At 45.4% G+C, this 20761-nt stretch carries 26 protein-coding genes; 4 read left to right on the forward strand and 22 right to left on the reverse strand.

Annotated elements, in window-relative coordinates; genetic code table 11:
- Positions 1-86: 86 nt before the first annotated feature.
- Genes QNH28_RS26375 through QNH28_RS26385 form a run of 3 tightly spaced genes read left to right on the forward strand, consistent with a single transcriptional unit; the run spans position 87 to position 4158 of the window.
- On the forward strand, positions 87-1166 hold the full coding sequence (locus QNH28_RS26375; protein WP_283912273.1) for an ABC transporter substrate-binding protein: 1080 nt from the start codon (positions 87-89) through the stop codon (positions 1164-1166).
- Between the two features lie 5 nt (positions 1167-1171).
- Positions 1172-2851 carry an ABC transporter permease gene (locus QNH28_RS26380; protein WP_283909187.1) on the forward strand — a complete coding sequence of 560 codons (1680 nt, stop codon included), beginning with the start codon at positions 1172-1174 and terminating at the stop codon, positions 2849-2851.
- Positions 2848-4158: an MBL fold metallo-hydrolase gene (locus tag QNH28_RS26385; RefSeq protein WP_283909188.1), complete on the forward strand. Its 1311-nt coding sequence runs from the start codon at positions 2848-2850 to the stop codon at positions 4156-4158. The genes QNH28_RS26380 and QNH28_RS26385 overlap by 4 nt, the downstream gene beginning before the upstream one ends.
- Positions 4159-4260: 102 nt before the next feature.
- Here QNH28_RS26385 and QNH28_RS26390 read toward each other — a convergent pair whose 3' ends face one another.
- The 22 genes from QNH28_RS26390 to QNH28_RS26495 all read right to left on the reverse strand — a co-directional run bounded on the left by QNH28_RS26390 (position 4261) and on the right by QNH28_RS26495 (position 20021).
- Complete coding sequence (locus QNH28_RS26390; RefSeq protein WP_283909189.1) at positions 4261-4542, reverse strand: holin; 282 nt, start codon at positions 4540-4542, stop codon at positions 4261-4263.
- 13 nt (positions 4543-4555) lie between these two features.
- Positions 4556-5248: a M15 family metallopeptidase gene (locus tag QNH28_RS26395; protein ID WP_283909190.1), complete on the reverse strand. Its 693-nt coding sequence runs from the start codon at positions 5246-5248 to the stop codon at positions 4556-4558.
- Positions 5249-5653 (reverse strand): hypothetical protein, encoded by a 405-nt coding sequence (locus QNH28_RS26400; RefSeq protein ID WP_283909191.1) that lies wholly within the window; start codon positions 5651-5653, stop codon positions 5249-5251.
- 96 nt (positions 5654-5749) lie between these two features.
- A complete protein-coding gene (locus QNH28_RS26405) occupies positions 5750-5884 on the reverse strand; it encodes a CD1375 family protein (RefSeq protein WP_283909192.1) in 135 nt (44 codons plus the stop codon).
- Positions 5885-5927: 43 nt separating this feature from the next.
- On the reverse strand, positions 5928-6359 hold the full coding sequence (locus QNH28_RS26410; RefSeq protein WP_283909193.1) for a hypothetical protein: 432 nt from the start codon (positions 6357-6359) through the stop codon (positions 5928-5930).
- A gap of 17 nt (positions 6360-6376) precedes the next feature.
- Positions 6377-8038: a hypothetical protein gene (locus QNH28_RS26415; protein ID WP_283909194.1), complete on the reverse strand. Its 1662-nt coding sequence runs from the start codon at positions 8036-8038 to the stop codon at positions 6377-6379.
- Between the two features lie 11 nt (positions 8039-8049).
- Entirely contained in the window at positions 8050-8661 is a 612-nt protein-coding gene (locus QNH28_RS26420; RefSeq protein WP_283909195.1) for a putative phage tail protein, read from the reverse strand.
- Positions 8662-8664: 3 nt separating this feature from the next.
- Positions 8665-9000: a hyaluronate lyase N-terminal domain-containing protein gene (locus QNH28_RS26425; protein ID WP_283909196.1), complete on the reverse strand. Its 336-nt coding sequence runs from the start codon at positions 8998-9000 to the stop codon at positions 8665-8667.
- An 11-nt stretch (positions 9001-9011) separates the two neighbouring features.
- Positions 9012-10034 carry a DUF2793 domain-containing protein gene (locus tag QNH28_RS26430; protein ID WP_283909197.1) on the reverse strand — a complete coding sequence of 341 codons (1023 nt, stop codon included), beginning with the start codon at positions 10032-10034 and terminating at the stop codon, positions 9012-9014.
- A gap of 1 nt (position 10035) precedes the next feature.
- On the reverse strand, positions 10036-10449 hold the full coding sequence (locus QNH28_RS26435) for a phosphoglucomutase (RefSeq protein ID WP_283909198.1): 414 nt from the start codon (positions 10447-10449) through the stop codon (positions 10036-10038).
- A gap of 1 nt (position 10450) precedes the next feature.
- Positions 10451-11509: a baseplate J/gp47 family protein gene (locus QNH28_RS26440; RefSeq protein WP_283909199.1), complete on the reverse strand. Its 1059-nt coding sequence runs from the start codon at positions 11507-11509 to the stop codon at positions 10451-10453.
- Positions 11502-11933, reverse strand: a complete 432-nt coding sequence (locus QNH28_RS26445; RefSeq protein WP_283909200.1) for a DUF2634 domain-containing protein — start codon at positions 11931-11933, stop codon at positions 11502-11504. The genes QNH28_RS26440 and QNH28_RS26445 overlap by 8 nt, the downstream gene beginning before the upstream one ends.
- A complete protein-coding gene (locus QNH28_RS26450; RefSeq protein ID WP_076301021.1) occupies positions 11930-12226 on the reverse strand; it encodes a DUF2577 domain-containing protein in 297 nt (98 codons plus the stop codon). Before QNH28_RS26450 ends, QNH28_RS26445 begins: the two co-directional genes overlap by 4 nt.
- 5 nt (positions 12227-12231) lie before the next feature.
- Positions 12232-13194, reverse strand: a complete 963-nt coding sequence (locus QNH28_RS26455; RefSeq protein ID WP_283909201.1) for an XkdQ/YqbQ family protein — start codon at positions 13192-13194, stop codon at positions 12232-12234.
- Between the two features lie 9 nt (positions 13195-13203).
- Entirely contained in the window at positions 13204-13956 is a 753-nt protein-coding gene (locus QNH28_RS26460; RefSeq protein ID WP_076300990.1) for a LysM peptidoglycan-binding domain-containing protein, read from the reverse strand.
- Position 13957: 1 nt separating this feature from the next.
- Positions 13958-15991 (reverse strand): hypothetical protein, encoded by a 2034-nt coding sequence (locus tag QNH28_RS26465; RefSeq protein WP_283909202.1) that lies wholly within the window; start codon positions 15989-15991, stop codon positions 13958-13960.
- A 190-nt stretch (positions 15992-16181) separates the two neighbouring features.
- Positions 16182-16604 carry a phage tail assembly chaperone gene (locus QNH28_RS26470; protein ID WP_042131197.1) on the reverse strand — a complete coding sequence of 141 codons (423 nt, stop codon included), beginning with the start codon at positions 16602-16604 and terminating at the stop codon, positions 16182-16184.
- Positions 16605-16717: 113 nt separating this feature from the next.
- Positions 16718-17188, reverse strand: a complete 471-nt coding sequence (locus QNH28_RS26475; protein WP_283909203.1) for a phage tail tube protein — start codon at positions 17186-17188, stop codon at positions 16718-16720.
- A 1-nt stretch (position 17189) separates the two neighbouring features.
- Positions 17190-18512 carry a phage tail sheath family protein gene (locus tag QNH28_RS26480; protein WP_283909204.1) on the reverse strand — a complete coding sequence of 441 codons (1323 nt, stop codon included), beginning with the start codon at positions 18510-18512 and terminating at the stop codon, positions 17190-17192.
- Positions 18512-18691, reverse strand: a complete 180-nt coding sequence (locus QNH28_RS26485) for a hypothetical protein (protein ID WP_283909205.1) — start codon at positions 18689-18691, stop codon at positions 18512-18514. The genes QNH28_RS26480 and QNH28_RS26485 overlap by 1 nt, the downstream gene beginning before the upstream one ends.
- Positions 18688-19101 (reverse strand): phage tail terminator family protein, encoded by a 414-nt coding sequence (locus QNH28_RS26490; RefSeq protein WP_283909206.1) that lies wholly within the window; start codon positions 19099-19101, stop codon positions 18688-18690. The genes QNH28_RS26485 and QNH28_RS26490 overlap by 4 nt, the downstream gene beginning before the upstream one ends.
- A 425-nt stretch (positions 19102-19526) precedes the next feature.
- The gene (locus QNH28_RS26495) at positions 19527-20021 is read right to left on the reverse strand and encodes an ArpU family phage packaging/lysis transcriptional regulator (protein WP_481858414.1); all 495 of its coding nucleotides are present in this window, start codon (positions 20019-20021) and stop codon (positions 19527-19529) included.
- A 286-nt stretch (positions 20022-20307) separates the two neighbouring features.
- Between QNH28_RS26495 and QNH28_RS26500 the strand changes: the two genes are divergently transcribed.
- On the forward strand, positions 20308-20736 hold the full coding sequence (locus QNH28_RS26500) for a helix-turn-helix domain-containing protein (protein WP_283909208.1): 429 nt from the start codon (positions 20308-20310) through the stop codon (positions 20734-20736).
- The last annotated feature ends 25 nt before the right edge of the window (positions 20737-20761 follow it).

Below are 20761 nucleotides of genomic sequence, written 5' to 3' on the forward strand. Positions count from 1 at the left end.
GTCCACTGCATGGAATAGCTCGTATGATGCTGTTCCATGCAGCAAGATGCACAAAAAATATTAGGGAGGCATTCACATTGAAATCAATGAATAACACTAAAGGACTTAGTACACTTCTTCTAACAACTATAATAGGTGCGAGCTTAGCCGGTTGTAGCTCTACTAACACTCCTGCAGCTAACGCAAGCAATCCGACTTCAACCGCTAACACTACAGCTCAAACTGAAGCACCACAACCCACAGAGAAAGCTCTGAGTGGCAGTCTTGTCGTCTACAGTGCAGGTCCTGAAGGTCTAGCCAATAAAATTAAAGACGGCTTTGAAGCCAAAACCGGTGTGAAGGTCGAAATGTTCCAAGGCACTACTGGAAAAATATTAGCCCGTATGGAAGCAGAAAAGTCCAATCCAGTAGTCGATGTTGTCGTTCTCGCTTCCCTTCCGTCTATGCAAGGAATGAAGAACGATGGATTATTGCTTCCATATAAAGAGGCAGTTAATGCAGATAAGCTCGTTAGCGATTGGTCAGACACAGCAGATGGCAATTATTTTAGCTATAGCGCATCCGCGCTGGGGATTGTCTACAATACTAAAAAAGTTAGCACACCTCCGGCCTCATGGGATGATCTTACTAAAGCGGAATGGAAAGGAACCATCAATATTCCAGATCCTTCGCTATCTGGCTCGGCTCTAGATTTCGTAACTGGATATTTAAGCGCTAAAGGAGACAGCGGTTGGGATCTTTTTAAACAATACAAAAGCAATGGTGTAGCGATGGCGGGCGCCAATCAGGAGGCACTTGATCCGGTTATTACCGGCGCTAAATCCGTCGTTGCTTCAGGTGTAGATTACATGGCTTATAAGGCAAAAGCTGATGGAGAGCCTGTAGATATCGTCTACCCTGCTGAAGGAACAGTCATCAGCCCACGCCCGGCTGCGATTATTAAGACAAGCCCAAATGTAGATAATGCCAAGGCTTTTATCGACTATCTTCTATCTGATGAAGCCCAAGCCCTTGTAGCCAAAGCTTACTTATTACCAGGCAGAGCCGATGTGAAAGCAGAGAATCGTGCGAATCTCGATGAAATTAAGACATTTGATGTGAAATGGGAATGGATGAACGAACATAGTGATGAAGTTTCCTCGACCTTCACACAAATTTTTAAATAAGCATAATGAATATTAACTCTTTACGCTCATTTAAATGGGTGAGCGGCGGACTTGCTTTATTTATACTGACAGTGCTCGTACTGCTGCCACTCCTGCTCATCTTTTGGACCAGTATCTATCCCAATGAGCAGCTGGATATAGCCGCGCCACTACGAACCATTATGAGTAGTCATGATCTGGTTGAGGTACTGCTGAATTCTATCGGGCTCGGGGTAAGCGTTATTCTACTAACTACGCTATTTGCACTACCTCTGGCCTGGATTATGGCTAAAACGGACTTAGGGCATCATAATTGGCTGGATGTTGTGCTACTAATCCCTTTTATGACTCCGCCATACATTGGTTCAATGGGTTGGATGTTATTTATGCAGACGGGTGGGTATATGGAACAGTTTCTGCCCGCTTCCTCCGTGCTGACTCCGTATTTCTTTAGTTATGGAGGGATGGTGCTGATCATGAGCCTGCATTTATTCCCCTTCCTGTATTTACTGCTGCGTAATACGCTTTTGCAGATCGGGGGCAATCTGGAGGAAGCAGCCTCTGTTCATGGTGCTCCGTTCTTTTACAGATTTAAAAGAGTAATCATTCCCTTGCTATTATCCAGCTATGGGCTTGGAGCTCTTCTCATCTTCGTCAAAACGATTGCCGAATTTGGTACCCCTGCGACCTTTGGTCGTAGGATCGGCTTTTACGTTCTGACCTCTGAGATCCATAAGTATATCTCTAGTTGGCCAATAGATTTTGGAAAGGCTACTTCACTAGCTTCCTTGCTGCTCGGAGTTTGTCTCGTCATGTGGTATATCCAGACTCTAATTAGCAGCCGCTTCTCTTATCGCCTAATTGGCGGAAAAGGGACTCGCACCAAACGTTATAAAAGCACGGGAATCGTAGGGGTTCTTAGTTGGGGGTATGTTGTTCTATTACTTCTAGCATCTATCGGCATTCCTTATTTCTCAATCATAACAGCCTCATTATTGAAGCTGCGAGGAGAAGGCGTATCTTGGAGCAATTTAACCTTAAAACATTATGCAGAGCTGCTGTCACCGGGTTCTCAAGGTCTTGAGGCCTTATTAAATAGCTTCACATTAGCCATCATTGCTTCCAGTATCGCGGTTATTCTTGGGACTTGGTTTGCCTTAACTGTAGGAAAAGGAGCTACATTCAAGCAGAAAATTACAGATCTATTCAGCCTACTTCCCAACACAGTGCCTGGAATTGTAATTGTAGTAGGGCTAATCCTGCTATGGAATGCTCGCTGGATGCCTATTCCGCTCTATAATACCTACTGGATGGTTGTGCTTACCTACGTTGTACTATTCATCCCCTATACTGTTCAGTATGTAAAAGCGAGCTATGGGCAGATTGATTCTTCCCTTATGCAAGCGGGACAAGTATTCGGAGGAAGCAAGCTGTATGTGTTCCGCCGTATTCTGCTCCCTCTCATCCTTCCGGGGATGGTGGCTGGCTGGATGATGACCTTCACCATTTCCAATCGGGAACTGGTAGCCTCCTTACTCATTCTTCCACCTTCAATGCAGACATCGGCGACCTATATTTTTGCCCAGTTTGAACAAGGTGCAGTAGCAATGGGAATGGCCATGGCAGTAATTTCTGTCGGTGTTACTACTATATTACTACTAGTATTAGAATATTTAAGCCCAGATAGAAAGCGGAGACAACGATGAGCACACTAACGATTTGGGGAGGGGCCGGAGAGCATGGCCGTTCCTCCTATCTTTTGCAGGACAAAGATGGGCAATCTGGTATTCTACTCGATTGTGGTGTCAAAAAAGAAGGTCCAGGTGAATACCCCCTGCTAGATACAGACATCATCCCACATTTGCAGGCAGTGTTTCTGTCCCATGCGCATGAGGATCATTCCATAGCACTTCCCCTACTATATAAGTACGGATATTCAGGTAAGGTATGGACAACGAAAGCTACCGTTAAACAGCTTCCCGATTATTTCGAAGCATGGGATAAATACGTGGCTGCTCAGTCCGCATCACTACCTTATGGAGAAATAGATAAGCAATCTATCCAGTTCATGTATTTGGAGGAGCATATCCCCCCTCAGACTTGGCTGAGGATTGCACCTAATCTTCAAGTACAATGGGGGCGAAGCGGACATTTAGCAGGTTCGGTTTGGCTGATCCTCGAATGGGATGGAACAATCGTATTTTTCTCAGGGGATTATACGAAGGAGTCGCTGCTGCTCATGGCAGATTCACCAACGATTATGGAAGCCGGAGCTAAAGATTTCGCCGATCTATCCATTATCGATGCCGCATATGGCGCGGATCCTGATGAGCAGCTTGTAAAGTTACAACAATTAGAGTCAGCGATCTCTAACACTCTGCAAAAAGGGGGTTCAATCCTCCTTCCGGTACCTATCCATGGCAGAAGCCAGGAATTGATCGTATGGGCAAGCGAGTGTTTCCCGGATGATCAGCTGATCGTCGAAGAAGAGCTCGTAGCACCTTTAAGAGGTTTGAGCGATAAGACCGAATGGCTGAAAGAGGGCGCTATTCAGCGCGTTGATATGCTTTTTAATAGAAAGAACTTGTGTATTGTATCTAATTCAGAGGAACGTGCAAAGGCATTGTTGAATCTCAAGAGCTCAATCGTGTTTACCAATGACGGAATGATGCAGTCGGCAAAAGCACAAGAGTATTTTCACCAGCTCTCTTCTTCTCCTGACAACCATGTGATTTTCACGGGACATTTGGCGGCAGGTAGTTTCGGGCACCGTCTCGTTAAACATTCTATGGTAGAAGAATCTAGCGACATTAGATGTACAATCTCACTCATTCGCTATAAAGTCCACCAAGGCTTACCGGATATTCGAGAAATGCTCCAAACGGTTCCTAGCCGCCGGTCGGTGCTCGTTCATGCTCCCAAATCGCATATTGATCATGTCACTTCTATATTAGAAGGAGAAGGTTTTGCAGGGCTGTATTCTTTGCTGCCTGGAAGTACGCTTTCGTTCTGAAGCTTAACTATGTAATCTCGTAAAAAAACAATGGGGCTCTTCCTTAGGTCTATTCAGACTTTTTGGAACAGCCCTTTTTAATGATTCGTACCGATTATTCATTTACTCTTTCGTCGTCCCCGGACGATCCTTAAAAGCTAGCTCAAACAACCCCGTCGCAGATAAACCCGCAAGCCCTCCAGCCCAAAGACGAAGTACGATATCCAGTTCGGTAAAAGGATACGCCGCCGCACCAATGAACAAACCTATCAATAGTCCGATGATCGGAACTGTATTCCGCGGGATGTTGATACTATTTTTGACCAATTGAACTAAAGCAAGTACGAATACAGCTAATATAGAAGCAAACGCCATAACATCATCTAAAATCTCTCTAGTTTCCATGATAGATACCTCCTTAGTGAGTACTTTTAATCTCAACCGTTCGAGTGGCGGAATCATAACCCACCTGTGCACCTAGCGCTTCTGCAATAATACGAACGGGAACGTAGGTGATGCCTTTTTCAAGCACTCCATCTGCAACCTTAACCCCGTTAACCTTTACAACGGCAATAATATCACTCTTCAATTCTTCTTCCTCCTTCCTATTGATGACCTTATACGCTGACTCCACTGCGGATATTGAGGGCTTTGCCCCTGCTCGTAACTGAGTGAGCATTAAGCCAAATGCCATTTGAAAATGTGGGTAATCCTTAAAGCTAGTCCAATCACCACCCCATTCGAAGCCAAGTGCCTTGGCCTCTTTTACAACCTCCTGCCAATCTGCGATCTGATTGTTATTGCCATCCCGGCACATATCCCAAGACACACTAGATCCATTCGTCAACAAAAGAGCAAAATCTACGGCTAATCCAAAATTATGATAGCTATACCCGCCACGCGCATTGGTGACAATCGCTCCGGGCTTGGTGCGTCCTTGTGCGTAAAGAGCATCTTGCTCGGCTACTGTGCGAAGTCCCTGCGTAATGAGAATGGGGATGTTGAGCCTGTAACAGCGCTCAATAAGCGCAGTAGCAGCGGAACGGACTACGGGGTGTAGGTTGGTTAGACGTTTACTTGATTTTTCTTTGATTTGGGACAATGTGAGCATCTATACCCCTCCTTTAAATAAAAAGGCAATAATAGCAAAGATAGTACCAGCCAGAACGTATTTAAGTAGATCAACAAACACTTTTCGTTCGCTCTTGCTGTCCGTCTGGGATTGTTGCAATAACTGAAACACACGTGAGTCTAAAGTGTCCCAACGCCTCATAATCTCGTTGAATTGAATTTTCATTTCTATTGTTGATTGTTTAATTTGCTTCACATCTTCCTCATGGCGTGATTGTTTTTCTTTTAATAATAGAAGCTCATTGTTAAAACTTAGATGTTCCGTTCCAAATCTAAAAATCTCGTCTTGGATGACTACGAGTCTATTTTCAACATCTTCTAAACGGTGCTCAATGGGCGCTGCTTCAGCATCGCCTCCTCCTAAATTCACTCCCACAATGGTCATATAACAGCCCCCTTCTAAAGTGATAAATAAAACAGCCCTCGTAGCAGATACGAGGGCAAAATAAAAACGCCTACTATGCGACGCTAAGTGTAATCCCTATTTATCTTCAGCCAGAAACTCCAGACCACCGTCCGTCAGAACCTCCAGCACTCCAGCTTTAAGTGTAGACGGTACCTCTGCATACTTGGTCTTACCCAAGATTACACGCTGTGCAAAAAACATAACTACCATGATATCACCTCCCTTACAAGCCAGCAGCCGAGCAACCTCAGGATCATTTATACAACTGAGTAGCCAGTTCGGATATGACATCCTCAATAAAGTCAGAGCGCTCTGACTGAGCCTTAACTTGTGCCTTAAGCAGCGTGTTCTCGCTTTTCATAGCGGCGACCTGGATAGATAAAGGCTCGATGTATTGCGGTTTCTGTGGCTCGTCCGGCTTTTCGTTCGGGTCGGGAAAACTAAACTTTAGTTTTCCCGTTTTGACATCTACCCGGTAGCCGTTACATTCTGCAAAATCCTGTGCGTTCTCGCCATATTCTAGATCTATAACACCTACTGTTTCCTCGACGCGCTCCGTAAGTGCTTTATAGCTATTAAAATCTTGCTCCCAAGTAGTTTCAACCACATCTCCGGAACGTTCTCCGGTGTCAGCTAGGACGCTGCCCGTTTCCTTATCATAATAAATCTTTCTGCCTATTTGCATTAACATCCACTCCTCTCTTAGCCCCAAGCCATCCAGTTATATTGCTGCGCTGTAATCTGACCATATGAGTTAGTTACAGTAATTCCACCAGGCGTAGGTGTAACATTAATTGAGAATCCGCCGCCACCACTGTTACCAGCTTGTATCGTAAACCCTACGGTGATAGCCGGATCAACCCAATAGCCGCCGATATTAGTCCATCCACCTGGATTATTATAGTCGACATAAAAGGTAAACACTTTAGGCGTAAAGCTTAACCCTGTAATAGTGATTGAGCCTGGTCCGAAAAGCATCCCGCTCGCCGATTGCATAGGCTGTAAAGAGCCAGGCACGCCGAAAATCGTAACGCCGTTGCGAATATTCCCCTCAGTAAGATTACCGTCTGCCTGTCTCATTTGGGCAGGACTTACAATAATCTCATGCGCTGAAGCATCCACTGCTGACTTAGTAATATAAGCACCCAACGGGATACGCACAAAGAGATTTGTTCCACCCCATGCCGCGCTATTAACTGTCTGATAGTTAACTCTCGGCACAATAGCACCATCTTGTCCAAGCATCGGTTTGCCTTGTAGGTAATTTTCGGGTACTAGATTCGGTAGTGGGAATCTTACCCATGTGCCTGGATCGTAGGCGGTTTTTTGTGTGTCTGGCGTCGGAGCCAAATACACATAATTAAGACCGCTATCGGCCGATAGCTTACCTATAACCGCGGTATGCGCGTCATACTGCCCGCTAGAACCACCCGCTGCTGTCCTATTAAAGATAGTCCCATCCTGACCAAACATTGGCTTGCCCCGTAGCCAGTTGGCCTGATCAATATTCGCGTCCTCTATTGCTACAGAAGCAATGCCCGCGCCGTATCCGCTATCTGTTATATAAGCGCCTTTATTAAACCCTGCCGATATGCGTCCGACACGCTCAAACCGTGCTATAGTAGCCACCTGATCATTCGCTCTAACTGGGATCGTACCCGTAACCAATCCATTATCTGTGCCTATTGTCTTAGGAGCTATTACGTCCGCTGCTGTCGCTGTTCCATATTCACCCCCTTCACCCTGTAAGATAAAAGCCGTGCCATCATATACAACTGTGTAAATTCCGTTCAGGGCAAGTATTGCCGCATTTCCATTGGGTTTCTTGATTGCTTTGGCCCCTAAAGTATTAGGATTGAGTGTAGGATTAGCTCCGCTAGCAATATGTGTTTTGAAACTAAATTTCAGTCCTGCTATCAGAGCCGTAGGTGCTGGGCTAAGTGTAAGAGTATACGCGGTGGCTGTACCAGCCGTAGTACCAAATCCTGTGTTGTTATTCAGTAGTGTCTTGTCCGCAGTAGACATCAAGCCATTCGTAGAAGTTGTAGCTACGGCTGTACCGGCTTTAGCATTCCACGCCGTCTTTTCAGCATCTGTAACAAACCGATTACTTGAATCTTGAGCAATAATAGCGGGTGGATGAGTAGCCGGGTGTGTATAGTTAGTTGCTCCCGTAGCAACACCCGCCAGCTTTGTTTTCTCAGCTGCGGTGTAGTCGTTCGTAGACAGCTGTTTGCCAGTAACTTTATCGACCTTGCCATTAACGGCATTATCCAAGATATCCATATTCCCGTTCAAATCGGCGATATCAACGATGTCTGTTCCCTCGGGCTTCTTTAATCCCAAATTTCCTGTGGTTTGCATGTGTCACTCTCCTATCTATAAGTTCTTAATTCGTTCCATGTTTTACTGTGGGCACTCTCCCAGGTCAAAGCCTTAACAGAGTCCCACCAGGTATAGCTGAACACAAATTCATAAGCTAAATGCGCAGGTTTTATCTCTTCGATAATTTGAATCAACCCTGCCATATTCGGAGGTATGCCCAGTGTACTCACAAAATGAATCTCAAAACGATACTCATCAGGCACTTCCTTAACTTCAACCACTCCACCTGAAAAAGCGGATGCCGTCCGCTGGATCATCTCCGGCGTTGTCGTCCCGTTTCCACGCAGCTTCGCCTTAATCATCTCTCGGCGTGTGGCATATGACTTGGATAAATCGATATTTAATCCAAGTTCAGCTTCCCAACGTCCAAGGCTCACCGTTGCCGTTTCAACAAACGCCTGATCCAGTACATCTATAGTGCCTACCTTCAGTCCACCAATTTCTAGCCCGATGGTCTCCTGAAGCTTCTCCATTTCACGGACATCCTTATAATAATCCGGCAAATACTGCATTAGATCAGGCGCCTCGACTTCACTCGGATGATTCGAATCTTCATCTGCGGAATACAATAATTCGCTGAATAAAGAGTTGCCATAGCTCATCCCCTACACCCCCTTCATTTGATTCCAGGTCAGGGGACCTTTAGGCAGATAATCATGTGTATGCGCCGCTGGAGGAAACACTGATGGCTTCCCCTCTACCCCCGCCCAAACCACACTATCTGCTTGTTGCGCAAAATCCACCTTGCCATTGTTATTCGTATCGTAAATGCTTTTCAGCATATCTCCGGTACTCTGCGCTGCAACGAGGAGGACATTGCCAGAGGTAGAGCCAATGTATAGCTTACCAGTGTCTGTACAGTAGCCAAGCTCACCAATAGCCAGTGCTCCAATCGCACTTTCCAATCCGCGGCGTATTTGAATCAATGTCTTTAGAGCCATTGTCCCGCCCCCTAGAATGTTCCGCCATCAATACTGGCTACGGTAAGTTTATTGCCATTCGCAGCATCATAAATGATGCTACTTCCATCCACACTTACAGCTACACCGGCTCCATCTACAGTGATCCCTTTTCCAGCTGTAACCGCAATCGCGTCTGCAGTAACCGTGATCCCATTGCCTGCACCAATATTCAGTGTCACAGCATCGGCCTGACCACCACCAATCAGCCCGTTTCCAGCTGTAATGGTCTGTAGAGCACCACCCGTGCGTACCCATGCGCTGCCATTCCAGCTATAGATCTTTTGCTCATCATCGACGTAAGCGGTCCAGCCTACGGCAGGAACATAAAATACCCAAGCAGCAGATTGGTACTCCACGATTTGATTCGTTTTCCCCGCCCATGCCCCGGTTGCTCCCGCTGGAATAATGTATCGATCACCCTCAACCGGACTGGCAGGTGGAGCCAGCAGGTTCTGATCTTTTACCGACGCTTGCGGTTCGATGTTATGCTTGGCCAGCTCAATTTCATTTTTAATCTTCTGCGCTGACCACAAATCTGTAATCGTAGTCCCGGCATCATTGATCGTCCGGTGCTTGGTCACATCATCAATATGAGTCTTAATCTCAGCCGCGGTCTTTACGTTCGTGCCATCAGATACTTTATTGATATGCCCCGCGCTAATATCCGCTTTAAGCACCTTCGCATAGGTTGCACCCTCAGCGATATCGTCGAGGGTACCTGTCACGTCGCTAAGCTTCTGCGCATTCACCCGCCGCCAAGCTGCTCCATCATCAAAATATAAATATCCGCTATTCGTACCCGTAGTCACGTAATACAAACGGCCAACGGCTCCTGCAACCGGACGCGAAGCTTCTGGACCCGATAGCGCCCTTCCGACCATGGAATTAGACGTGCCGTCACCAATATAAACTTCCTTAGTATCACTGCAAAAACCAAGCTCACCCGCCTTCAACACGCCATAACTCGTTAGCTCAGCCTTTGTTCCACGCTTTATTTGTATAGTCTGTGCCATTTTACACCTCTCTTCTAAATGATCCTCCGTCAATCTGACCCTTGCTCTTATAACGCTCTAGTTCACTTTGTACGGCTATAAGGCTACCTTGCAAACCATTAATATCATCCGCTTCAACGGTATCCCCGGGGGTTTCGTAAGTTACATATACCTCGGGCACATCGGCAAAAATCTTAATCAACCGCCGCCATGGCGCTTCATCCGGAAAAGACACCGTAAAATTACGTAGCTCGATCCCGGAATACTGTGGCCCTGTGTACACCGCGATGGTCTGATTATTGATATTGTCATGCGCAAGCACACCACTAAACATGCCATTTACAAGCGACAATCTCTCTTCAATAACATAACTGCCACCGTTTGCTTTTTTATTAAGCTTTTCTTGAAAAATATCAATTTGCTCTGGATACCCCATACTACACCTCCAGTAAAACATTTCCGAACAACGGTACTTCTTCTTCGTTCAACATTACGTTGCCCGCTCCACTGTTCAGCTTCAGCTCACTGTAATCTGCGACTCCCTCAGTAGCTAGCAATAGTGCACCAATTACAGACTGGCTAATATAGGTTGTTGAAAAAGCCTTCTCTTTGCGATAGCTCTCAAGAATCGCCTTAAATTCTTCATTTACAGCTTGCAGCGCATAGCCTGAAGCAAGGGTTACTTTTGCGCTCATACTAATACTTTTTCCCTTTGCCGAAGCCACAGTTACAACAGCACCTACGGGGGCTTGCCCCTCACCTGCACCTGAGACCGGATCAATGTAATGCTGAACCTTGGTCACCAACAGCTCAGAAGCAGGTTTTTTCTCAGCATCCACAACAATCACCTTTACAGTTTTAGGACCGTTCCATAACGGAAAAACACGTGCACCCCCCACCCCCGCAACCTGCATCGCCCACTCCATATAATGATATTTATTGCCGCTAGTAGCTGGGCGTCTGGCTGAATCCAAATAACGCTGGCGTAGTGATTCATCACTTTCGGCGTTCTCTCCAGGGATCAGAAGAGAAGCTATTTCTCCGCGCGCAAGGTCTGAAATATAATCCACTGGCAGCAAAGAACCAAAATATCGGTTTCCTTCTTCTCCAGCGGTTTCACTTTCTAGCCGATACACTCCAGGAGATAGCTTCTCCACAGCCATATAATTCAGCATATCGAGTGAAAAGCGGCTGCCGAGAGGGACATCCACAAATCCCCCATCCGCTTTATAAAAAATCCCCTTCAGCTGAGCCTTGCTCGCTTCACGCCTTACAATTCCTGACCAGGAGATACTTCGCTCCAAGTACTCACCGGTAGCCGTATCTGCAAAATACAGATTATTATTCACATCCAGCTCAATGTACATTTGTGCCAGCTCTGCTGCTGCTGGAGCGAGCGCGTCATAAATGATGCTGCCCTCGCGTTTATCCAAATCTGACGGAACCCGATCCAGCATCCGCTCCAAAAGAGCCTCATACGTCTGATCCTCATACATCCTCATTCCACTCCTTTCTCAGCTGAAAATTCCCATAACGTGTGACCACCTTACAATCAAAAGTTAGATTATCCCCGGTAAACGAAACCTCAATATTCTCTAAGCTAAGGATTCGTTCATCCTGAAGTAAGGCCTCACTAATGACACGTCTGATTTCAGCTCTGACTAACAGCCGATCCTTACCCAGAACCAGCTGCCACTCTGTTCCGTAATCCGAACTGTAAATCAGATGTTCAAATCTATCGGTTCGCAGAATTTTGGCCGCTGCCTGCTGCACTGCCTCAAGTCCATCCGCTTGGCCAGTAATCCTTTTTCTGTCCCAATCCATTCGGTAGGTTAGACTAGGGCTTTCCCCACGCTCAAGGTTGACCTCGCCTTCAAGAAGGGCAGTTATCGGTCCGGATTTTCCAATCGCAGGAATCATATCGGACTCACCAGCCGATCCAGAACAATATAGCTTTGTCCACCCTGCATCCGAACCATCAGAACCCGATCACCAGAGGCAAGTCCTCGACGCACTACCACTTCTCTACCCTCTAGCTCGACTTTACATTCCATTACCGATTCAGGCAGCACTAGCGCATTCCCCGATAAAATAAAACGTTGATCCACCTGGATCTGTAAAGGAGCTGCCTCCGTTACCGTCCCATAAGAAAAAGCCACGGGATTTGTATTTCCCACGGCTCCTAAGCTTGCTTTCTTTATAATATCCAACATCATTTCTACACCACCTTTATATCGAGGGACATCGTATGCTCCCCACCGGAAATCTTATGACTGCATTGATCCACCAGAAACACCTGAGTCTTAAATTCATCAAGCAGGACATAAATGAAATTACCAGCCCTTACGCGCATATCACCAATCGCCTGTACGGAGAGACTAAGCTTTTCACGGTTGTGCATTTTTAGCAGATTATTTGCCTTCTCCTGAATTTGTGCAGCATTCGCTTTGTCATCTGCCTTCTGATACAAGTGCAGGATACCCCAGCGTTTCACATTATCCTTATCACTAACCGGAAAGAAATCACGCTTACCAGACTTCTCATTATCCTTGTATAGAAAGATCGTGTTGTACGTATCATCATCAATACTTTTTTTGAGCGAATAGTCGTACAGATAATGCCCCGCTCCCAACACCAAGTTAAGCAGCATAGACTCCGGTTTACGCAGTGTAAGCTTGCCAAAATCATCGTAAAAAGCCATCAGCCGCCCCTTATACTGAAGCTCACTGCCGATCGCTCCCATAATGATGTCCAGCAGCTTTTTGTCATCCTCGATTAAAGAGGGAATCCGGTACTCTGTATCCTCCAGCACACCTGTCTGCAGTCCGTAATCCTTTGTGATTTTCTCGATGACGTCACTAGCCGTAACATCCTGCAAAACATAACTACCATTGCCCAGCAAATAACGCATCTGATCATAGGCTGTCAGCTTAATCTCCTGATCTGAGCCTGTATCAATGCTGAACACAAACCCGTAAAATACATCCACATTATCTTTGCTGAACTGAATAATATCACCGTTGCTGATGCCGAACTTTGGATGCTGATAGATTCCACTGTCCACAAGTGTTAACTCTAGCGTTGCCGGTTTTCCTGAGCGGGCCGTTTTCCAAGAAATATCGGAGACGATGCCAGAAATATCCCATAGATTACCTTCCTTATTCTTCACAAGCAGTTCCATAACATCCTCCTACGGCAGCTTAATGACCTTACCGATTGGAAGCTTCCTCAGCTCACTATCTTTAATGCCATTAAGTTTCTGGATTTCTCCACACCTTTTGCCATCTCCAAGAATTTCTTTAGCGATTTTCCATAGATTGTCTTTAGATTTCATGATATACGTTTTAGGTTTGGGCTTTTCATTAGCCCGCTTCTGTTCTACCTTCACTTCATCTTTGACAACCTTAACTGCTACCGCTTGATAGAATACATACTTTTTGAGAGATAAAGAATATTCAATATCCCCTGATGTACCCGCACTGAGCTTCCAAGAGAAACCTTCAATACTCATAGCCATGTTCACACCGAAATCAATTTCTATGGATTTATCCTCACTAGTCGATGATTCCTTTAACCATTTCTGAGGGTTGTTTAGCTTCCCATCAGCTTTTTTCAAGTCATCAGCATAACTCACCCCAGAGAATACAAAACGAATAGGTCTGCGACTCGTCATCCACTTCTTAATCAGCTCCACATATTCAAAAGGTCTCTTCAACCCGTCCTCTTGCACCAATACGAACGGATACTTTTGTGCCGGAAAAATACTTTCAATTGTAATCTCCGTAAGCTTCGGATAAGCAATCGTATTGATTTCACCCAAATCTATAATGGTATAGCTTTTTCCATCCCCGCTCTCTTTGATCTCTAAGGTCTCCGGGTTGACTGGTAGCCGGAATGCTTCCGCCTGATTATTAAAACCAAGAAAAATCCCGTACTCTTCCACGTTACGTATACACCCCCTGCGCTGTAGAGACAAACTCTTCGTTCAGCTTTTGCCCGATCTTGTTGATAATCGTATCAATGTCTCCAGCATTGTTGATATTTCCAGTTGTTACCTGCACCGTCGGCGTCAGCTGCACAAAATTCTGGATCGCCTGAATCTCCGCCAGCTCCCTCAGCATTTTCAGATCGTCACTGGAGATGTCTACAGTGCCGTTGATGGAATCGAGTTCTTTCACGCGGTTGACGGTGTTTAGATTGCCCGGAACCCCTGCATTTCGAAAAGAACCTGCAGCTGTAGGCGTATTTAACGCAGGCGTCGTAGGAACTGCTGGAATATCTGGTACGGTTGGCGTTTTCGGAGGCTTTGACAAATCCCCTGGATGAGTAGTATTCCACTGATTTAATGTGTTGTTATTACTCGTATTGCCTCCTACATTCAGTTTTTCTTTAAACTTATTGATATCAAAATTCTGGATTTTTTCTGCCCCTGAATTAAAAGAAGCTCCAATGTCCATTTGCAAATCCTTTTTGAATTGACTGCTATCAACCTCTTCAATATGAAGATTGATCTCCGACTCTATACCAATAAATTTGCCAACAGCTCCAACTACTTTATTTATACTATCTAGCAAAAAGTTCACAGCGCCAATAATACCATTAACAAATCCGGTCCAAAGATCGATAACAAAGCCCACAAATTCTGCAACGAGCTGTCCCAGTCCCCTGAACATATTCGCCAAAAAGTCCCTCACAGGCTGAAGGGCTGCCACAATCCCTAAAAATGCTACTATAAGTGCAACTATAAGCCCTATTACAAGTGCAATTGGATTAGCACTCATCACAGCGTTGAAAATGCCTTGGGCTGCGGTAGCAATTCCGGTAGCAATTGCTGTAATTCTAGTAGCAATTGCTGATCCATTCATCGCGATTGCTAAGGCAATAACTCCAGCAACAACACCCAAAACAATCGGCAAAACAACAGGGTTGCTAAGAACACTCCAGAGATACAATGCGCCTTGTACGACCTGCGAGAATACTTGTGCAAGTATCGCCAGTCCAATCGCTATCCCATCGATAATTGGCTGAAAGCTTCCATCTGAAAATGCCTGGTTAAGAATGCCTAATAGTGGTGACAATGCCGCAAGAGCACCTTCTCCCATACCAGCCAGAGAGTTGTTATAGTTTCCAAGAAGAGCTTGCCATTGATTAACGGGTGAATCCATCATGGTTTGTAGCGAATCACTCGTCATCCCTGACGTTGTCATAATATCTCCCAAAGTACTCAAAAAGGCTTCCATATTGCCCGTTCCGGCCACTAGATCAAGTCCACCCAGATCCTCTTTATCCACCTGAAGCATGGATGCTAAATCACTAGAATCCCCCTCAAAAGCAGAAGTAATCGCCGATGAAGTATCACCAATATCTTTACCCTCCGGAGACATCATGCTTAGCCTTGTGGAATAATCCATAAGCTTATCTAACTGATCCGTATTTTGAGTTTTAGGATAAAACGACAAGACACTTTCCATGGACTTGTTTACATCCTGCCCGGTATCTAGTGCCCTCTTCTTGAACTTATCAAACATTGCCACACCAACATCAGCATTTCCGGTTTTCGCTTTAAAAAGATCCTCCCATTTTTGCTGTTCAGCTGCAGGTGCAAGCACCTTTTCCATAACTCCTTTAACTTTTTCCAGCACACCTTTGGCTTTCCCAAAAGCACCGGTGATTTTTTCCCATGTACCCGCCTGCTGCTCAGCACCTGCTGCTCCTTGTTCTGCCGCATCGTTCAGTCTCTCCTGAGCCTGTACTGCGCCTCCAATAGAAGCTTGAATCCTGGTATAAGCTGCACTGTAATTGTTAGTGATGTTGTACACGGGCTTATTGACTATTTTCATACTGATTCGGTTTAAAGTTGCGGAAAAGGAATTTGAAATATTTGCAGAAACCTGAGTTGTAATTTGATTGGTTATATCATTAATCCATTGATTGGAGACTTGCTGGATTCCAGCTATATTGTTTTGCATACCTGCCATTCATTCACCCCCTATCTCTTCCTCGCCTTACTCCGTGCCTGATCCCGCTTCTCCTTCTCCACCCGAACAGAAATCATCGCATAGATTGCGGCTCTTTCACGTGAAGACAGCTTCATTAGCTCATGCGGTAAAATATGAAGCTCGTGGAGGGCGTAGTAAGCTAAGTTAGCTTCACTGTCGCCCTCGTTGATTAGTTTTTTACTTCATCCACCAGCTCGTTCATATCTGTGCCGAAGCCATTCAAGGCCTGTACCCGTTCACCCAGCGCAGCGAATTCACCTGGAAGCAGCATTTTACGCAGCAGCGTTTCGGCACCTAGCACACCATAAGAACGCTGTAGCTCAGCATTTTTCAGATCTGGATGCACTACACTTGAAGTCATCAACTTAGCCATATAATCATTCGGTTCAATCTCGGAGGTATACACTCCGTTCTTACCTTTGACCTTACGGGTAGCTGCTTTACGGCATTCCTGATTCTCATCCTCGTTCATACTGCGTAGCTTCCAGGCAACTGCGTTTCCTTCCTTATCCTTAAAACGCTGCGATACCACAAACTCCTCGGTCGTGTCACATGCTACATTTTGCGCAAAAAACAAACTTAATTCACTCATTGTCTTCCTCCTAAAATGATTTAGTTTCTTCTAGTACTACTGACTAGACAGAGAAGAGACCCGCCGCTCACCTGCACGCCCGGGCCTTACTTGCTCCTATCTAGTTGTCTTTATTAGTTTCCGGAGCCTGCCGGAGCGCCAAAAGCTTGTACAATCTGCACATCTTCAAACGTAAAGCTAACTTCTTCTTCCAGAGCATCAGATTCTGTATCCAGAGAGGCCATGATGACACTGTCAAGGTTTACGCCTTTTAAAATAATACGTTGTGCTCCCACGCTGGACGATGGATCTTCATTCGTAACTTCAATATCGAAGTATTGATCGACACCTGTATTCATATAATCGAGCATCATCTGGCGGAAACGGCTAGTCATATAAAAAATCGTCATCGAGCCGCTGCCCGACCATCCAGTCGCTTTATGCTGAACACCACGGCGGCCTAAGGTCTTCACCTCTGCCTTTGTTTTTTCTACCGTAGCTTCAAGTGTCTTCACATAGAACATCTCTTCAGTTTGCGTGCCAATCACGGCATACGCACGGCCCTCCTGGCCGGAAATCGTATCGCTAGCTTTTAAAAATGCCATCTTAAACCACCTTCACTTTCATATATACTTTTTCTACGGAATCTACCGGTTTCACAGCCACATCGAGCACAATGCTATCGCTATCGGTACCTGCCACAACGACAACATCGGTCTGCGCATTGAAGCTTTCAATCGCCCCGATATCCTGCAGATCATTCATATAAGTCGCACATTGTGACCAGAATAGGGCCCGTCCATCTTCATTATTAGCTACCTTACCAATGTAGTAGTTCTCAAAAATACGCTTTAGATCATTCGCAATTCCATCCAGCACACGCAAGACACGATTCTTAGAGAACGCTTTGCCTTTATCCGGAGAAAATGCCGTAAACGTGTTAATATCCTGCTCCACCACGGCCCGACCTCCACTGTAAGTAAAGAGCAGTTCACCTTGCAGCAAAGCTGCTGTCGTCTCAGAATGGCTAAGCCGCACATCAGCGTCAACGGAGTCGTCATATCCCTGATAAGTCAGCGATTGATTCACTGCAGCAGCAGCCGTCGCACCGGCTACCCAAGCCACGGCGTAGATGTTATCAATCGTAGTTCCGTCGCTTAGCACTACCCCATTCTTCACGCTGATCACACCTTCATGACCCGCAGTCGCATAGTCCGATAGTACAGCCTGTACTTTCTTCCCTTCAGTATCCCGCAGTCGTTTTACCCAAGAGCTATACAGCGCCTTAAGCGTACTATCCTGCGATACTAGTCCAACCGTTTGGAACTCAAGCACCTCAAGAGCAGATAAGAAATCGCTGTGCGCGCCGTTGGTCACTGTACCATTAGCTCCGCCAATAAGCGGCATACCTGCGGTTAGCTTCAAGCCTTCCGCTCCATTTTTCTGGAATTGAACGTAATCGTTGGCGACTAACTCTTCAGCCGTTCCAACCGTTTGCTTGTTCATTTCGGTTCCATTCAGCAACGTCTTCACATCAAAAAGAGCATTATTCTCAATATTCTTCTCAATAACAACAGAAAGATCATTCCCGCGTACACCTCCGTATTTAGCAGTTACCTGGAGGCCGCTATTTGTTACCGCCGCTTTAACTCCTTCATTCAATCGATAGAGCAGCAATGTTCCCGCACGTTTCAGCGCTTCGCGCACTGGTAGTAGTGTCGAATGTTCCAAATCATAACCTAGCAGCTTATTCACATCGTCCTGCGGGGTAATCTTCATAATCACTCCCGGTTCTCCCCAAGATAGGGCAAGTGCCAAAGCAGTAATCCCGCGTTCTCCCATTTTTCCGATGGCACCTTGATTCGATGCTACATTTACGTACACCCCGGGGCGTACCTTGTTTTGAGTTGTCCATGTTCCGCCTGCCATTAGTTCAAAACCTCCTTATTAATAAACAATCCCATAGATTGCTTCGCTTCTTCGATCGTATAACTTTTGTCAACCTGCAAAATAACGTTCAGCACATCCTTTTCCTTAGCCGTAAAAAGCGATGAATTCACAATCTGCTCTTTACCAAAACGATCTCCATTACTCACCTTTGTGCTCATTTCAGTCTTTCTCCTCCTATCATTTGTCCCATCTTAATGGGGTCAGGCTTCTCACTTTGCAAATACACCATATAGTCCGTCGTAAAAAGCGGCCCATGGCCCTCTACCCCAGCTTCCCAGGCTTGCCTAGCTACACGAAAAGAGCCACCCTCTTGCTCCATCCCTGCCATTGCCTCGCTTAGCTTATCAGCCATTCTCTCAGCTTCCAGCAGACTGCCTTGTTCATAACGGATACCGAAGCGATAGAGCGCCAAATACCTGCCTTCCCGCTGCCGATCCAGAGTCGCTGAGATCAGTCCAGGATAAAAATAAGCCGTCTGAGGTTTCTGCCCCTCCACATACACAGGCACATCTGGAAAATACCGCTCCAGCGCACTCGTAATGTGATCTCGTAATTGTTGTACCGACATCACTCCATTCCTTTCTGAGCTGCGGCGGTTCGCCGATCTTTGATGGTGTTAACCTTCAATTGCATTAACATTAAGAAGACACCCCCTCTACTAAATTTAAGAATAAAAAAGGATACTATCCGATGTTGGATAATACCCTTCTACAATAGGCTAATGCCAAAAGAATCTTTCACCGCTAGATTTGTTCTCTTCACCACTAGGGTTGAACTATTAGCAGAGCATTCATGCTCTTGCGGTGTTCTTTTTACTTCATTTGCCATGTTATAAATATACACCCCTATTTGCCTTGCAGAGACGGTATACCGACGAGGTTTAAGCTAGCTTTGGGATGGTATAGAGCGGTTTTTCGGAGTAACATAAAATCAATAAAAAAAGACCGCATCATCCACTCGGACGACACAGTCTTAAGTAACCATCTATATTTCTTAATTAATACTAATCTTCTCTTTCTTCACTCTAGGTGCTGTTATTAAGGTATTAAGGGACAGTAGACCAAGATCCGTTAAAGCCAAAGCCATCTTATAAAAAGCCTTCGAGCGTATCTTGACGTAAGTATCCTTACTCACCGGTGGATCAAACACATGATTGTAAATCGTATAGTCATACGTTTCATCTCTTTTCATATAACGCTCTCTTACTAATTGTTGTTCCCTCGTATCGAGTCTTTCTACCACAGAGTCTATCGCTGAACAAAAAGCCCTCCTAGCAGCCGGTATATCCACATTATAAGATGCTATCGTAGCAGTCTGATCAGTAACAGTATTCGTAGGACCATGAAATCTTTCTGTATACGAATACGTAGTACTGGCTTCCTTAGCCTCAAATGTAACGGTCTTAAAAATACGGTATTTCTCCAACATGCTCTCTATAGCGACCTGGGTTCGGCGACGGTCTAACTCTGGTAAAGCAGATAAGTTCATCATTTTATGCACTCCTTTAGGTTTTAACAGAATGAGATTAAATTGCAGAAGTTTCCTAAGCAATGTGCTAAAATAAAAAGTGTTCGTATTCTGTTCGTATTTTTCTATAATATACCACTTCTCTACCAATCTCGTAAAACCCCGTTTTAGCCTGTTTTGGGCGAAAAAGAATAGCTTTCCCTCCATTATCTTGCCTTTTGGCAATAATATAAGCTTTGTTGTTTACCAATTGGCAAAAATGGCTTATATTATTATCATAAGTTTCAGTCTATAAGGAGTGGTTAAGATGAAACAAGAATTTGGCGATTACATGAAGCAACTTCGCGAATCAAAGGGACTCACTATTAATCAATTGGCTGCAGAAGCAGGGATTAGCGGATCACAGATTTCACGGATTGAAAATGGTCTAAGAGGAGTGCCTAAGCCAACTACATTACGCAAAATAGCAGAGGCTACAGGAGTCCCGTACGAGGAGCTAATGGATCAAGCCGGGTATTTACAGGAACAGTCCCTTCCAAGCGAAGAGGTTGTACCAGAGTGGGCTACGAGCAAGGATAAGCGGGATTTCCGAAAGATGCTAGAGGATGATGGAGAGCTTATGTTTGATGGGATTCCACTAGACAAGGAAGACAAGCAGAGGATAAAAGATGTACTGACCGGCTTATTCTGGGAAGCCAAACAGATGAACAAAAGAAATAAATCCAACAACACTTAATAACTACACTAACATGCTGCAGGTG

Origin of the sequence: Paenibacillus sp. G2S3 (genome assembly GCF_030123105.1) — a bacterium.
In the GTDB taxonomy this organism is placed as follows: domain Bacteria; phylum Bacillota; class Bacilli; order Paenibacillales; family Paenibacillaceae; genus Paenibacillus_AQ.